11 protein-coding genes are annotated in these 13578 nt (G+C 71.7%); 8 read left to right on the plus strand and 3 right to left on the minus strand.

The window, feature by feature from the left end; all coding sequences use genetic code 11:
* Nucleotides 1-37 precede the first annotated feature (37 nt).
* Nucleotides 38-1285, plus strand: a complete 1248-nt coding sequence (locus PKE79_RS15355; protein ID WP_271174584.1) for an FAD-binding protein — start codon at nucleotides 38-40, stop codon at nucleotides 1283-1285.
* An 8-nt stretch (nucleotides 1286-1293) separates the two neighbouring features.
* Here the strand turns inward: PKE79_RS15355 and PKE79_RS15360 are convergent, their stop codons facing one another.
* Nucleotides 1294-2550, minus strand: coding sequence for an isochorismate synthase (locus PKE79_RS15360; RefSeq protein WP_271174585.1), 1257 nt, complete (start codon nucleotides 2548-2550; stop codon nucleotides 1294-1296).
* A 58-nt stretch (nucleotides 2551-2608) separates the two neighbouring features.
* On the opposite strand from PKE79_RS15360, the gene PKE79_RS15365 reads away from it, so the two are divergent.
* Genes PKE79_RS15365 through PKE79_RS15380 form a run of 4 tightly spaced genes read left to right on the plus strand, consistent with a single transcriptional unit; the run spans nucleotide 2609 to nucleotide 6419 of the window.
* Nucleotides 2609-3154, plus strand: coding sequence for a DUF402 domain-containing protein (locus tag PKE79_RS15365; protein ID WP_271174586.1), 546 nt, complete (start codon nucleotides 2609-2611; stop codon nucleotides 3152-3154).
* A complete protein-coding gene (locus PKE79_RS15370) occupies nucleotides 3151-3906 on the plus strand; it encodes a class I SAM-dependent methyltransferase (RefSeq protein ID WP_271174587.1) in 756 nt (251 codons plus the stop codon). Before PKE79_RS15365 ends, PKE79_RS15370 begins: the two co-directional genes overlap by 4 nt.
* Before the next feature lie 45 nt (nucleotides 3907-3951).
* Nucleotides 3952-5013: a polyprenyl synthetase family protein gene (locus tag PKE79_RS15375; RefSeq protein WP_271174588.1), complete on the plus strand. Its 1062-nt coding sequence runs from the start codon at nucleotides 3952-3954 to the stop codon at nucleotides 5011-5013.
* 35 nt (nucleotides 5014-5048) lie between these two features.
* Nucleotides 5049-6419 (plus strand): FAD-dependent oxidoreductase, encoded by a 1371-nt coding sequence (locus PKE79_RS15380; protein ID WP_271174589.1) that lies wholly within the window; start codon nucleotides 5049-5051, stop codon nucleotides 6417-6419.
* A 21-nt stretch (nucleotides 6420-6440) separates the two neighbouring features.
* Here the strand turns inward: PKE79_RS15380 and PKE79_RS15385 are convergent, their stop codons facing one another.
* Complete coding sequence (locus tag PKE79_RS15385) at nucleotides 6441-7466, minus strand: LacI family DNA-binding transcriptional regulator (protein ID WP_271174590.1); 1026 nt, start codon at nucleotides 7464-7466, stop codon at nucleotides 6441-6443.
* 33 nt (nucleotides 7467-7499) lie between these two features.
* Nucleotides 7500-9140 carry a glycoside hydrolase family 13 protein gene (locus tag PKE79_RS15390; protein WP_271174591.1) on the minus strand — a complete coding sequence of 547 codons (1641 nt, stop codon included), beginning with the start codon at nucleotides 9138-9140 and terminating at the stop codon, nucleotides 7500-7502.
* Between the two features lie 187 nt (nucleotides 9141-9327).
* On the opposite strand from PKE79_RS15390, the gene PKE79_RS15395 reads away from it, so the two are divergent.
* The 3 genes from PKE79_RS15395 to PKE79_RS15405 all read left to right on the plus strand — a co-directional run bounded on the left by PKE79_RS15395 (nucleotide 9328) and on the right by PKE79_RS15405 (nucleotide 13255).
* Entirely contained in the window at nucleotides 9328-10569 is a 1242-nt protein-coding gene (locus tag PKE79_RS15395) for a sugar ABC transporter substrate-binding protein (RefSeq protein WP_271174592.1), read from the plus strand.
* Nucleotides 10570-10715: 146 nt separating this feature from the next.
* Entirely contained in the window at nucleotides 10716-12338 is a 1623-nt protein-coding gene (locus PKE79_RS15400; RefSeq protein WP_271174593.1) for an ABC transporter permease subunit, read from the plus strand.
* Nucleotides 12335-13255, plus strand: coding sequence for a sugar ABC transporter permease (locus PKE79_RS15405; RefSeq protein ID WP_156243004.1), 921 nt, complete (start codon nucleotides 12335-12337; stop codon nucleotides 13253-13255). Before PKE79_RS15400 ends, PKE79_RS15405 begins: the two co-directional genes overlap by 4 nt.
* The last annotated feature ends 323 nt before the right edge of the window (nucleotides 13256-13578 follow it).

Consider the following 13578-nt stretch of genomic DNA (forward strand, 5'->3'; position numbering starts at 1 on the left):
TAGTGGCAACAAATCAACGGCGATGAAGGAGACGAGGATGGCGCAGGCCAACTGGGCGGGGAACGTGCGCTTCGGCGCGCAGCGGGTCGAGACGCCGTCGAGCGTCGACGAGGTCCGCGCGGTGCTGGCCTCGGCCGGCCGCGTGCGCGCGCTGGGGTCGGGGCACTCGTTCAACCTCATCGCCGACACCGACGACACGCTCCTGTCGACGGCGCGGCTCACGGCCGCGCCGCGCATCGACCCAGGCGCCCGCACCGTCACGGTCGGCGCGGGCATGCGCTACGGCGAGCTCGCGCCCGCGCTCGAGGCCGAGGGATGGGCGCTCGCGAACCTCGCATCGCTGCCGCACATCTCGATCGCGGGCGCGATCGCGACCGGAACGCACGGATCGGGCGACACGGTCGGGACGCTCTCGTCCGCGGTCGCGGCCCTCGAGCTCGTCACGCCGACGGGCGATGTCGTCACCCTGCGCCGCGGCGACCGCGACTTCGACGGGGCCGTGGTCTCGCTCGGCGCGCTCGGCATCGTCACCGAGGTGACCCTCGACATCGAGCCGACCTTCGCCATCCGCCAGCGCGTGTACGAGCGGCTGCCGCTCGAGGTCGCGCTCGCGGAGTTCGACGTGCTCATGGCCTCGGCGTACAGCGTCAGCCTCTTCCACCGCTGGGACGACCCCGACGTCATCGACCAGGTCTGGACGAAGGCGCGCGGCGATGAGGCACCGCGGCTGCCGGGCGACATCGCCGAGGCGACCGAGCAGGTGCACATGCTCGCCGGCGTCACCCCCGAGGCGACCACGCCTCAGCTCGGCGAGCGCGGCGCGTGGCTCGACCGGCTCGCGCACTTCAAGCTCAGCCACACGCCGTCGAACGGCGCCGAGCTGCAGTCGGAGCTCCTCGTGCCGCGCACGCACGCGGTGGGGGCGATCGAGGCCGTCCGCGCGCTCGCCGACGAGGTCGCGCCGCTCGTGCAGGTGATGGAGATCCGCTCGATGCGCGCCGACGACCTCTGGCTGAGCCCTGCCTCCGGCCACGACGCGATCGGCCTGCACTTCACGTGGCACCAGCGCCAGGCCGAGGTCGAGACCGTCGTGGCGAAGCTCGAGAAGGCCCTCGAGCCGTGGGGCGCGCGCCCGCACTGGGGCAAGCTCACGCGACTCGACGCCGACATGCTCCGGTCGGTCTGGCCGCGCCTGGGCGACTTCGCGGAGCTCGCGCGGCGTTTCGACCCCGAGGGGAAGCTGCGCAATCCGTTCCTGGACCGGGTGCTCGCCGCAGCGGGCTGAGCCGTTGGCTACGCGAGCGCGTCGACGATCGGACGGAACTTCACGCGCGTCTCGAGCAGCTCGGCCTCGGGCTGGCTGCCCGCGACGATGCCCCCGCCCGCGTGCGCGGTGACCGGGCGGTGCGCCCCCTCGGGTGCGCCGATCTGGGCGCAGCGCAGCGCGATCGCCCATTCGCCGTCGCCGTCGCCGTCCACCCAGCCGACGGGCCCGGCGTAGCGACCGCGGTCGAACGGCTCGATGCGCCGGATGGCGGCGATCGCGTCGGGCGTCGGGGTCCCGGCCACGGCGGCGGTCGGATGCAGCGCGCGCACCATGTCGAGAGCCGAGTCGCCGTTCGCGAGCGTGCCCTCGACATCCGTCGCGAGGTGCCACACATTCGGCAGCTTCAGGGCGAACGGCTGCTCGGCGGCGACGAGAGCCGACGTGTGGGGCTCGAGCGCCGTGAGTACGCTCTGGACCGCGTAGCGGTGCTCGTCGAGGTCCTTCGCGGTCGTCGCGAGCTCGGCGGTGATCGCCGTGTCCTCATCCGCGTTCGCGCCGCGCGGGCGGGTGCCGGCGAGCACGCGCGCCGTGACGGTGCCGCCCGAGACCGTGACGAGCGTCTCGGGGCTCGCCCCGATGATGCCGTCGACGGCATAGGCCCAGGTGTCGGGGTACCCCTCCGCGAGAGCGCGCACGAGCCGCCGCAGGTCGGCGTCGGCGGGCAGCGTGCCCGCGATGTCCCGCGCGATGACGACCTTCTCGACCTCGCCGGCGGCGATCGCCTCGAGTGCGGCGGCAACCGCCGCGGTGTGCCCTGCGGGGTCGAGCTCGCCGGGACCGAGCGTCGCCGACCAGTGCGGGCCGTACGCGAGCGGATCGGGGGCGGCCGGCTCCGGGCCATCCATCCGCGAGATGCGCGTCATCCACGCGCGGCCGCCGCGGCGCCCCACGACGATGCTCGGCACGATGAGCGTGCTCGGCGCGAGCGAGGTCTCGTCGAACGCGAACGCCCCGAACGCGACGAGTCCCGTTCCCGGCAGGCGGACGGCGTCGTCCACCTCGGCCGCGGCCGAGATCGCGCGCCACACGTCGGCGATCGCCTCGAGCCGGCCGTCCTCTCCGACGTCGATCCGCAGCACCTCGGCTCCGGATCCGATCATCCCCTCGCCGCGGCGCATCCAGACGAGCGGGTCCTCGGCGGAGGCGAGCAGCAGCGGATCCTCGGGGGCGTCGATGGGGCGCGTCACCGCGCGCAGGCGCGGCAGGGAGAGCGGGTCGGGCACGGCCTCCAGCCTAGGGACTCACGCTGAGCGCACGTCGTGCGCGTCTACACTCGGCAGGGTGAGCGCCGACCGACCCGCCGTGGGAACCCGACTGCTCTTCCGCTGGCGCAAGTGGGACGGCTCTCCGCACTGGGTGCACGAGTGCGTGTATCTCGGGTCGGACGACTGGGGCGACTGGTTCGGCCAGCTCCCGGGGTGGCGCAGCGCGCGCCCCGGTCGCGATGTCGTCCTCGACGCCGCGTGCATCACGCTCCTCCCCGCGGGCGAGGCCACGTGGACGCTCACGCGGAACGCGGCGCCGTCGCTCACGCGCGTTTACATCGATCTCGCGTGGGATGCGCGCTGGGATGGCCCTGAGCCGACGGCGATCGACATGGACCTCGACGTCGTGCACCGCCTCGACGACCGCGGCATCTACGTCGACGACCGTGACGAGTGGGACGAGCACCGTGCGCACTACGGCTATCCCGCCGACGTGCAGGAGGAGCTCGAGGCCCGCACGCTCGTCCTCGAGCGGGAGGTGCGCGCCGACGTCGCGCCGTTCGACGATGCCACCGCCGACCGCTGGTTCGGGGTGCTGCACGACCTAGACTCGACAGGGTGAGCGCCGCACCGAAGGAACCCAACCGCGCCGACCTCGGCAAGGACCCCGCGAGCGTCGCGGGGATGTTCGATCAGGTCGCTGCGCGCTACGACCTCACCAACGTCGCGATGACGTTCGGGAACGACGCGCTCTGGCGCGCGGCGACGACCCGCACGGTCGCGCCTCGGCCGGGGGAGCGCATCCTCGACCTGGCGGCGGGCACCGGCTCGTCGTCCGCGTCGCTCGCGCGCAGCGGCGCCGAGGTCGTCGCCGCCGACTTCTCGCCCGGCATGCTCGCCGAGGGGCGCCGGCGGCACGGCGACATCCGCAATCTCACCTTCGTGCAGGCGGACGCCACCGACCTGCCCTTCGATGACGACGAGTTCGACGCCGTCACGATGTCGTACGGGCTCCGCAACGTCGACCGCCCCAAGAAGGCGATCGCCGAGCTCTTCCGCGTGACGAAGCCGGGCGGACGGCTCGTCATCAACGAGTTCTCGACCCCGCCCGGGCGGCTGTTCGGAAAGCTCTATCGCTTCTACGGCGACAACGTGCTGCCGCGGGTCGCGCGCCTCGTCGGATCGAACGGCGAGGCCTACGACTACCTCAACGAGTCGATCCGGCACTGGCCGGACCAGGCGACGCTCGCGACGTGGATCCGCGAGGCGGGCTGGGTCGACGTGCGCTACCGCAACCTGAGCTTCGGCATCGTCGCCCTGCACCGCGGGGTCAAGCCGACGGGCGAGGCCGCGCCCGGAGATGTCTCGGCCTGAAGGCACCGTGAGCGCCGGTGCGGGCCGGGCAGGTAGGCTGGGCAGGTGACTCCGAGCCCCTCCGCGCCGGGTTCGCAGCTGGCGAGCCGATTCGGTCTGAGCGACCGCGTGTTCGCCGGACCCGTCGCCCGGCGCCTCGCGGCGAAGATCGAGGAGGGCCTCGAGCAGGTCGAGAGCGAGCTCGCCGTCGAGCTCAAGGCCGCCGACCCGCTCGTCGACGCGATGAGCCGGTACCTCTACGAGGCCGGCGGCAAGCGCGTCCGCCCGATGCTCGTCCTGCTCACCGCTCAGCTCGGCCAGGGGGCGACGCAGCCGGTCATCGAGGCCGCCAAGGCCCTCGAGCTCATGCACCTCGGGTCGCTCTATCACGACGACGTCATGGACGGCGCCGACCGGCGTCGCGGCGTCGCGGCCGCGCACCAGGTGTGGGGCAACAGCGTCGCCATCCTCACGGGAGACCTGCTCCTGTCCCGCGCGAGCGTGATCATGTCGCGCAACGGCGAGGAGGCCATGCGCATCCAGTCGCAGACGTTCGAGCGCCTCGTCCTCGGGCAGATGCACGAGACGCTCGGAGCGCAGCCGGGCGACGACCCGATCGAGTTCTACATCGGCGTGCTCGCCGACAAGACGGGCTCGCTCATCGCCGCGGCCGCCCAGGCCGGAGCGTACTTCTCGGGGGCCGACGAGAAGTACGGCGAGCCCCTGCGCGTGTACGGCGAGAAGGTGGGCGTCGCGTTCCAGCTCGCGGACGACGTGATCGACCTCTCGGCGAACCCCGACGACACGGGCAAGGTGCCGGGGACGGATCTGCGCGCCGGCGTGCCGACGATGCCCTACCTCCTCCTGTCGCGTCGCGATGACGACGCGTCGCGCGGCCTCCTCGCGCGCATCGACGAGGGAGTCGCGCGCATCGCCGACGGCGCCGACCCCGCGATCCTCGACGGGCCGCTCGCGGAGCTCCGCGACCACCCGGTGACCGAGGCCACCCGCGAGCTGTCGCTCGAATGGACCAGGGGCGCCATCGCGGCGCTCGACGCGCTCCCGCGCGGCGCCGTCCGCGAGGCGCTCACGCGCTTCGCGGAGAGTCTCGCCATCCGCTCCAGCTGACGCCCGCCTCCGCGGTGCCGAACGAAGGGACCGATATGACCCAGCTCCGTCTCGCCATCGTGGGCGCAGGCCCGGCCGGCATCTACGCAGCGGACATCCTGCTGAAGACCGAGCGCAGCTTCGACGTGTCGATCGACCTGTTCGAGCAGCTCCCCGCGCCCTACGGCCTCGTCCGCTACGGCGTCGCGCCCGATCATCCGCGCATCAAGGGCGTCGTCGGCGCCCTCCGCGAGGTGCTCGACCGCGGCGACATCCGCATCTTCGGCAACGTGCGCTTCGGCGAGGACCTCACGCTCGACGACCTCAAGCGCCACTACCACGCCGTGCTGTTCGCGACCGGCGCGGTGCGCGACGCCGACCTCGCGATCCCCGGCATCGACGCCGACGGCTCGTTCGGCGCCGCCGACTTCGTGAGCTGGTTCGACGGGCACCCGGATGTCCCGCGCACGTGGCCGCTCACGGCGTCGTCGGTGGGCGTGATCGGCAACGGCAACGTGGCCCTCGACATCTCGCGCATGCTCGCCAAGCACGCCGAGGACCTGCTGCCCACCGAGATCCCGGACAACGTCTACGAGGTGCTCGCGGCATCGCCCGTCACCGATGTGCACGTGTTCGGCCGCCGAGGCCCCGCGCAGGTGAAGTTCACGCCGCTCGAGCTGCGCGAGCTCGGCGAGCTGCGCGACGTGGACATGGTCGTGTACGACGAGGACTTCGACTACGACGAGGCGTCGAAGGCCGCCGTCGCGTCGAACAAGCAGGTCAAGGTCATCGACCGCGTCCTCCAGGAATGGCGCACCCTCCCGGGTGCGAACGGGGCCGGGGGAACCGCCTCGCGTCGTCTGCACCTGCACTTCTGGGCGCGCCCCGTCGAGGTGAAGACCGATGAGCAGGGCCGTGTCGCCGCCCTCGTGTACGAGCGGACGCGACCGGATGGCCACGGCGGCGTCATCGGGACAGGCGAGATGCGCGAGGTGCCGATGGGGCAGCTCTACCGCGCCGTGGGGTACTTCGGATCGCCCCTGCCCGGCGTGCCGTTCGACGAGAAGCACGGGGTCATCCCGAACCACGAGGGTCAGGTGCTGCACGAGGACTCGAACGAGCGCGTGCCCGGGCTGTACGCGACCGGCTGGATCAAGCGCGGCCCTGTCGGCCTCATCGGGCACACGAAGTCCGACGCGATGGAGACCGTGCAGCACATCGTGAACGATCAGGGCTCGTGGTGGCAGCCGGAGGACCCGTCGGCCGACGCCATCCCCGCGCTCCTCGCCGAGCGCGGCGTCATCTGGACCGACCTCGAGGGGTGGCATCGGCTCGACGCGCACGAGATCGCGCTGGGCCAGCCGCACGGCCGCGCGCGCATCAAGGTCGTCCCGCGCGACGAGATGGTGCGGATCTCGCGCGACTGACGGCCCGAGCGCCGGGTCGGCTCAGTCGCGCGGGCGCGACGTCGACGAGCGCACGACGAGCTCGAACGGCAGCGGGATGTCCGCGAGCGGCTCGGAGCCGTCGCGCGGCTCGAGCTGCTCGAGCAGGATGTCCACCGCGCGCGCTCCCTGCTTCCGCGGGAACTGCGCGACCGTCGTGAGCCCGAAGAACTCGGCCTGGTCGTGGTCGTCGATTCCCACGACAGAGACGTCGTGGGGCACGGCGAGCCCGAGGTCGCGGGCCGCGAGGATGGCGCCGATCGCCATCTCGTCGGAGGCCGCGAAGATCGCCGTCGGACGGCTGCGCGGGGGAGCGCCGAGGAGCTGCTTGGCCGCGTGGTACCCGCCCTGCACCGTGAAGTCGGCGTTCGCCACGAGGTCGGGGTCGAACGGGATGCCCGCCTCGTCGAGCGCCGCCTCGTACCCGTGACGGCGCTGGACAGGCAGGTGGAAGTCGGAGTCGAACTCCGGTCGGCCGCCGAGGTGGCCGATCCGCGTGTGCCCGAGCCCCGCGAGGTGCTCGGTCGCGAGCTTGGCGACCGCGACGTCGTCGATGGCGAGCGTGCGCACCCCCGGGATGGGCCCGCCGACGCCGACGATGGGCTTGCCGAGCGCGTGCAGGCGGGCGACCTCGTCCTCCGTGAGCTCGAGCGACACGGCGATCACGGCGTCGACGCGCTGGCGCAGGAGGAAGTGCTCGAAGACGCTCGCGCGCTCCTCTCCGCCGCCGGAGAGGTTGTAGAGCGTCACGTCGTAGCCCGCCCGGAGGAGCGCCTGCTGAGCGCCCTCGAGCACGGAGGCGAAGTACCACCGGTTGAGGAACGGCAGCACGACGCCGACGTTGCGCGTGCGCCCGCTCGCGAGGCTCGAGGCGTTCGATGAGACGACGTACCCGAGCGCGTCGGCCGCCGCGAGGACGGCCTCCTTCGCCGCCGCCGACACGTGGCCGCGGCCGGAGAGGGCGCGCGAGACCGTGGCGGTCGAGACGCCTGCGCGCTGGGCGACCTCGGCGATGCTCACGGAATGCACGCGTTCATCGTAGGAGACGCGGGGCATCCCGCGTCATCCTGCGATGAACCAGGCGGCCGTGTCGACGGGGACGACGCCCTCGCCGAGCGGCCCGCTCGCGCACAGGACCCGCATGCCCTCGGGTGCGGGGACATCCTCGGATCCCGTGTTCGCGATCACCGTCACACGCCCGTTGCGGAACGCGAGGACGTGCGTCGGCCATCCGTCGACCCACTCGAGGTCGCCGCTCGCGAGGGATTCCTCGCGGCGCAGCCGCAGGAGGTCGCGGTAGAGCGAGAGCGTCGACGCGGGATCGTCGCGCTGGACGTCGCGCGCGAGCGCCCGCCACTCGGCCGGCTGGGGGAGCCACGACGCCCCGGTCGCGCTGAAGCCGAACGCCGGCGCGCCGGCCTCCCACGGGATGGGAACGCGGCACCCGTCGCGGCCGTAGCGCTCGCCGTTCGTGCGGAACCAGGTCGGGTCCTGGCGGGCTTCATCGGGAAGCTCGATCGCCTCGGGGAGCCCGAGCTCCTCGCCCTGGTAGATGTAGGCGCTTCCCGGCAGCGCGAACATGACGGTCGTCGCCGCTCGGGCGCGGCGGAGGCCGACGACGGGGTCGGGCTTGCCCGGGGAGAGCGGGCCGATGCCGTGGCCCTGCGGGCTGTCGGCGCCCAGCGCGAGTCGCGAGGCGTGCCGGATGACGTCGTGGTTCGACAGGACCCACGTCGCGGGCGCGCCGACGGCCGGGAAGGCCTCGAGCGAGTCGGCGATGACCGTGCGCAGGGCCGCGGCGTCCCACTCGGTCATCATGTACGGGAAGTTGAAGGCCTGGTGCATCTCATCGGGGCGCACCCACAGCGCGGTCTCGCGCGCGGTCGGACGCCACGCCTCGGCGCACAGCGCGCGGTCGCCGTCGTACTCCTCGAGCAGCGCGCGCCACTCGCGGTACACCTCGTGGACGCCGGGGCGCCCCCAGTAGGGCACGTCGTCCTCGGCCTCGCCGCCCATCGAGTCGGCGTCCTCGGGCTGGATGTAGTCGGGGAGCCCGTCCTCCTTGATGAGGCCGTGCGCGACGTCGACGCGGAAGCCGTCGACGCCCCGGTCGAGCCAGAAGCGCAGGATGTCGAGGAACTCGTCGCGCACCTCGCGCTGCGTCCAGTCGAAGTCGGGTTGGCTCGAGTCGAAGAGGTGCAGGTACCACTGACCGGGAGAGCCGTCCGCCTCGGTGACGCGCGTCCACGCGGGGCCGCCGAAGATCGACTGCCAGTTGTTCGGCGGCTCGTGGCCGCCCGGGCCGCGGCCGTCGCGGAACAGGTAGCGTGCGCGCTCGCGGCTGCCGGGCGCGGCGGTCAGCGCCTCCTGGAACCAGACGTGCTGGTCGGAGGAGTGGTTCGGCACGAGGTCGATGATGACCCGGATGCCCCGGGCGTGCGCGGCCTCGAGCATCGCGTCGAAGTCGGCCAGCGTCCCGAAGAGCGGATCGACGTCGCGGTAGTCGGTCACGTCGTAGCCCGCGTCGCGCTGGGGCGAGGTCATGAACGGCGAGAGCCAGATCGCGTCGATGCCCAGCTCGGCGAGCGCGTCCATGCGCGACGTCACGCCCGCGAGGTCGCCGACGCCGTCGCCCGAGGCGTCGGCGAACGAGCGCGGGTAGATCTGGTAGATCGCGGCGGTGCGCCACCATTCAGGGGTCATGGTCGCCCACTCTAGAGGATTTCGGCGTCGGTTGTAAGCGTTTGCAGTTCATGGGCGCGTGACTCGCCCCGCGATTCGTATCGAATCGGTCACGCCCGCAGATTCGCGGTTTTCAAATCGGTGCTCGACGGTGTATACCTGTAAACGCTTGCACAGTTGCGGGCTCATCAACCAGGAGGACACACCAATGAAGGTGAACAGCAGGGGACGCTTCGCGGCCGTCGTCGCGATGGCCGGCGTGACGGCACTCGGGCTCGCGGGTTGTGCGAGCGACAGCGCGAACGAAGGCGCTTCGGGCGGCGGAGACGCCGAGGCGCCCTCGTCGACGCTCACCGTGTGGGTCGACGCCGAGCGCGTCGACGCGCTGCAGGCGGTGGCGGACGCGTACACCGAGAAGAGCGGCGTCGAGGTCGAGCTCGTCGGCAAGGACAACGCGACGATCAAGGACGACTTCATCCAGCAGGTGCCGACCGGTGAGGGCCCCGACATCACGATGGGCGCGCACGACTGGCTCGGCGAGCTCGCGACGAACGGCGTCGTGGCGCCTCTCGAGCTGGGCGACGCCGCGGGCGACTTCCTCGACGTCGCCGTCGAGGCCTCGACGTACGACGGCACCGTCTACATGCTCCCGTACGCGGTCGAGAACATCGCGATGCTGCGCAACGCCGAGCTCGTCCCCGAGGCCGCGACGAGCTTCGACGACATGATCGCGAAGGGCCAGGCCGCCGGCCTCGAGACCCCGTTCGTCGTCGAGCAGGGCGCGGAGGGCAACCCGTACCACCTCTACCCGTTCCAGACCGCGTTCGGCGCTCCCGTCTTCGGCACGAACGAGAACGGCTACGACGCGACCGACCTGCAGCTGGGCAACGCCGGCGGCGAGGAGTTCGCGACGTGGCTCGGCGAGCAGGGCGGCAAGGGCGCGTTCAACACCGACATCGACGGCGACATCGCCAAGCAGGCGTTCCTCGACGGCACGGCGGCCTTCTGGCTGACCGGCCCGTGGAACGTCGGCGCAGCGGTCGACGCGGGCATCGACGTCGTGATCGACCCCGTCCCGAGCCCGACCGATCAGCCGGCATCGCCCTTCGCGGGCGTGAAGGGCTTCTTCGTGTCGGCCGAGTCGGACGACAAGGTCGCCGCGAACGACTTCCTCGTGAACTACCTCGGCAGCGAGGAGGCGCAGCTCGCGCTCTTCGAGGCCGGCAACATCCTCCCCGCGCTCTCGTCGGCCGCGGAGACCGCCTCGAGCGACCCGATCATCGGCGGCTTCGCGACCGTCGGCGCGGAGGCCGTGCCGATGCCCGCGATCCCCGAGATGGGCGCCGTGTGGCAGTACTGGGGCATCGCGGAGGCCGAGATCATCAACGGCGCCGACCCCGTCGCGACGTGGCAGAAGCTCGCCGCCGACGTGCAGGCCGCGATCGGCTGACGCACCCGCTCGGATCGCGGACGCGGGCGGGCCGCCCCCTCGACGGGGGCGTCCCCGCCCGCGGCCGCGGACCGTCCGAGCGCACCGCAGCGGTCCGCCCGCCCTGGCGACCGGCCGCTGACCCCACGAGACAGCGATAGGAACCCATGACCGACACCCTCTCCGGCGCCGAGACGGCGACCGAAGACCCGAAGCCCACGGCGCGCCAGCGGCGCGCGCGGTCGATCGCCGACCAGGCCGGCGGCGGACTGGCCTCCGTGATCGTGAAGATCGCGGCCCTCGCGATCGTCGACGCGATCGCCGTCTACGCGGCTCTCGTGCTGTTCGGCCACGAGCAGTGGATCGTCCTCGCGGCGGTCGTGCTCGTGGCGGGAATCGTCAACTGGGTCTACTTCTCCCGCCGCGCGCTCGCGGCGAAGTACCTCGCGCCCGGCCTCATCTTCCTGTGCCTGTTCCAGGTCTTCGTGCTCGTGTACACGGGCTACGTCGCCTTCACGAACTACGGCACGGGCCACAACGGCTCGAAGGAGCAGGCCGTCGCCGCGCTCATGGCCTCGGCCCTCGAGCGCGTGCCCGACTCCGCGAGCTACCCGATCACGGTGGTCGAGTCCGGAGGCGAGATCGGCCTCCTCGTCACCACGCCCGACGGCGAGGCCCTCCTGGGGACCGCCGAGCAGCCCCTCGCGCCGGTCGACGCCGGCTTCGACGGCGACAAGGCCGTGTCGGCGCCCGGCTGGACGACGCTGCAGTTCGCCGACGTGCTCGAGCGCACCGACCAGATCACCGAGCTCGCCGTGCCGTTCTCGGACGACCCGAACGACGGCGCCCTCCGCACCCCCGACGGGACGAGCGCGTACCTCTACACCTCGACGCTCGAGTACGACGAGGCGGCCGGCACGCTCACCGACCTCCGCAGCGGCACCGTCTACTCCGATCTCGGCACCGGCGCGTTCACGGCGCCCGACGGCACCGAGATCCTTCCCGGGTGGCAGGTGACGGTCGGCTTCGACAACTTCATCCGCGCCGTCACGGACGCGCGCCTCGCGAGCCCGCTCGTCTACGTCACGATCTGGACGTTCGCGTTCGCGCTCATCTCGGTCGCGTCGACGTTCTTCCTCGGCCTCTTCCTCGCGATCGCGTTCAACAACGCGCGCATGCGGGGGCGCCGCACCTACCGCGTGCTCATGATCCTCCCGTATGCGGTGCCGTCGTTCCTGTCGGCGCTCGTGTGGGCGGGCATGATGAACCAGAGCTTCGGGTTCCTCAACGAGGTGATCTTCGGCGGCGCCGACATCCCGTGGCTGACCGACCCCGTGCTCGCGAAGGTGTCGGTGCTCATCGTGAACCTCTGGCTCGGCTTCCCCTACATGTTCCTCGTGTGCACGGGAGCGCTGCAGGCCATCCCCGAGGAGCTCCAGGAGGCCGCGACCGTCGACGGCGCGAAGCCGTGGGCCGTGTTCCGGCTCATCAAGCTGCCGCTCCTGCTCGTGAGCGTGGCGCCTCTGCTCATCGCGTCGTTCGCGTTCAACTTCAACAACTTCAACATCGTCTACATGCTCACGAACGGCGGTCCGCGCGACAGCGAGGCGCCGATCCCGGTCGGCCACACCGACCTGCTGATCTCGATGGTCTACAAGGTCGCCTTCACGGGGCAGACCCGCGACTACGGGCTCGCGAGCGCGTACTCGATCATCATCTTCATCATCGTGGCGGTCATCTCCGTGATCGCGTTCCGCCGCACCAAGTCCCTCGAGGAGCTGAACGGATGACCGCCTCACTCGACACCGTCGCCATCACCGGCGGCAGCCGCGGCGCGTACGCGCCCCGCCGGCGCGGCTTCGGGCGCTGGTTCGCCGACACCGGATGGCGCCACCTCGTCGGCGTCGTCATGGTCGCGTTCTCGCTCCTGCCGATCGTCTTCGTCATCTCGAGCTCGCTGAACCCGAACGGCACCCTCACCGGCTCGAACGCGCTCTTCTCGAAGATCGGCATCGACAGCTACGTGCGGATCCTGAGCGACCCGAAGGTGCCGTTCGTGGCCTGGTTCGGCAACACGCTCATCATCGCGGGCATCACCGCCGTCGCGACCGTGTTCCTGGGCGGGCTCGCGGCGTACGCGTTCTCGCGCATGCGGTTCGCGGGCCGCCGGTTCGGGCTCATCGCGATCGTCGTCGTGCAGATGTTCCCGCAGCTGCTCGCGGTCGTCGCGATCTTCCTCCTCATGAGCGCGATCAGCGACTGGTTCCCCGCGATCGGCCTGAACACCCGCATCGGGCTCATCCTCGTCTACCTCGGCGGCGCGCTCGGCGTGAACACGTACCTCATGTACGGGTTCTTCAACACGATCCCGCAGTCGATCGACGAGGCTGCCAAGATCGACGGCGCAGGGCATGCGCGCGTGTTCTTCACGATCATCCTGCCGCTCGTGGCGCCCATCCTCGCGGTCGTCGCGCTGCTGTCGTTCATCGCCTCCGTGAACGAGTACGTGGTCGCGTCGGTGCTGCTCATCGACACGGACGTGCAGACGCTCGCGGTCGGCCTCACGAAGCTCGTGTCGAACCCGCGCTACGCCGACTGGAGCGCGTTCTCGGCGGGTGCCGTGATCGCCGCGCTGCCCGTCGTGGCGCTGTTCCTCTTCCTCCAGAAGTACATCGTCGGAGGACTGACCGCGGGCGCCGTGAAGTAGGCCGCACCGCTCGTCGAGGGGCTCGCGCTGGGGCGCGGGCCCCTCGACGTGTCTGCGGTCCCGCGCCTGCGAGCAGCCCTGCGGGACATATTGCAGGAGTTCCTTCGGGGTGCGGATGGCTGCGCCCCGGATTCCTGCGGGTCGCGGTGCGCGCGGGGCCGGGATCTCCTGCGTTCTGTCCCGCGACTGAGTGAGCGACAGAGCCCCGGCCATCCGCACGCGAGCGGCCCTGCGGGACATATTGCAGGAGTTCCTTCGGGGTGCGGATGGCTGCGCCCCGGATTCCTGCGGGTCGCGGTGCGCGCGGGGCCGGGATCTCCTGC

The organism is Microbacterium barkeri (assembly GCF_027921765.1).
GTDB classification, from domain to species: Bacteria; Actinomycetota; Actinomycetes; order Actinomycetales; family Microbacteriaceae; genus Microbacterium; species Microbacterium barkeri.

What these genes read in the sequence shown, in the direction of transcription:
- PKE79_RS15355 (WP_271174584.1), top strand. Translation starts at nt 38, where the DNA reads ATGGCGCAGGCCAACTGGGCGGGGAACGTGCGCTTCGGCGCGCAGCGG.
- PKE79_RS15380 (WP_271174589.1), top strand. Translation starts at nt 5,049, where the DNA reads ATGACCCAGCTCCGTCTCGCCATCGTGGGCGCAGGCCCGGCCGGCATC.
- PKE79_RS15390 (WP_271174591.1), bottom strand. Translation starts at nt 9,140, where the DNA reads ATGACCCCTGAATGGTGGCGCACCGCCGCGATCTACCAGATCTACCCG.
- PKE79_RS15395 (WP_271174592.1), top strand. Translation starts at nt 9,328, where the DNA reads ATGAAGGTGAACAGCAGGGGACGCTTCGCGGCCGTCGTCGCGATGGCC.
- PKE79_RS15400 (WP_271174593.1), top strand. Translation starts at nt 10,716, where the DNA reads ATGACCGACACCCTCTCCGGCGCCGAGACGGCGACCGAAGACCCGAAG.
- PKE79_RS15405 (WP_156243004.1), top strand. Translation starts at nt 12,335, where the DNA reads ATGACCGCCTCACTCGACACCGTCGCCATCACCGGCGGCAGCCGCGGC.